Source organism: Pseudomonas viridiflava (assembly GCF_003702045.1).
Lineage (GTDB): Bacteria > Pseudomonadota > Gammaproteobacteria > Pseudomonadales > Pseudomonadaceae > Aquipseudomonas > Aquipseudomonas viridiflava_C.
The window spans coordinates 1-1,290 of the sequence record NZ_RBTP01000032.1 but is presented as its reverse complement, the minus strand read 5'-3'; the positions used below and the strand labels follow the sequence as shown (position 1 = coordinate 1,290).

Annotated in this window: 1 protein-coding gene; it reads right to left on the bottom strand. The window is 59.7% G+C overall.

The genetic code is table 11. The features are described 5' to 3' along the window. Positions 1-1,290: calcium-binding protein (locus ALP40_RS25545; RefSeq protein ID WP_409077515.1), on the bottom strand; the 1,290-nt coding region annotated here is incomplete at both ends.

Sequence of the window (1,290 nt, the reverse complement as noted above, 5' to 3'; positions counted from 1 at the left end):
TTGATGGACACCGCTTCCTTGCTGTCCAGGTAACCGGCACCGTCGTAACCCGCGCCGCCGATGAACTGATCCGCGCCTGCGCCACCGTAGAGGGTGTCGTTGCCTGAGCCACCGGTGATGACGTTGTTGCTGTCGTTGCCATAACCAATGAAGGCACCGGTGCCGACGTACGTCAGGCGCTCGACGTTTGCGGCCAGGAACGTGTTGGCAGGGTTGATCACCGAGACACGCACTTCGTCGTTGCCGCCGTCAGCCTGCTCAATGATGACAGGCGCAAACCCCATGTTGATGTTGTAGATATCGTCGCCAGTCCCTCCTTCCAGTCGTAAACCTACAATGCCGCCGTACGGGCCAGCGGTAAGGACGTCGTTGAACGCAGAGCCGATAACTGTTTCGATCGCCGTCAATGTGCTGCCTTCGGCTTCGCCGCCTGAGCCTGCCGTGCCCGTGCCTAGACGAACATTGATGTTTACTGCGGACGTCGAGCCCGAGTAATCCACGGTGTCGACACCGGCACCGCCGTCGAAATCCATACCGCTGCCGTCGCCGATGAAGGTGTCGTTGAAGTTAGAACCCCGGATCACTTCGATGTCGGTGTAGGTATCGCCAGCGGCAATCCCCGAGTTGACACCGGTTTTGAGATTGATGGACACCGCTTCCTTACTGTCCAGATAACCGGCACCGTCGTAACCCACGCCGCCGATGAACTGGTCTGCACCCGCGCCACCGTAGAGGGTGTCGTTACCCGAGCCACCGGTGATGACGTTGTTGCTGTCGTTGCCATAACCAATGAAGGCGCCGGTGCCGACGTACGTCAGGCGCTCGACGTTGGCCGCCAGGAACGTGTTGGCAGGGTTGATCACCGACACACGCACTTCGTCGTTACCGCCGTCAGCCTGCTCGATGATGGTCGGGGCGTAGCCCATGTTGATGTTGTAGATATCGTCGCCCGCACCGCCTTCCAGGCGTACCGCGTTGACGATGGTGTAAGGGCCCGCGGTAAGGACGTCATTGAAAGCCGAGCCAATGACGTTTTCGATCGCCGTCAACGTACTGCCTTCAGCTTCGCCACCCACACCTGCCGTGCCCGTGCCTAGACGAACGTTGATGTTTACTGCGGCTGTCGAGCCGGAGTAGTCCACGGTGTCGACACCGGCACCGCCGTCGAAATCCATACCGCTGCCATCGCCGATGAAGGTGTCGTTGAAGTTAGAACCCCGGATCACTTCGATGTCGGTGTAAGTGTCGCCTGCGGCAATCCCGGAGTTGACGCCGGTCTTGAGGTTGATG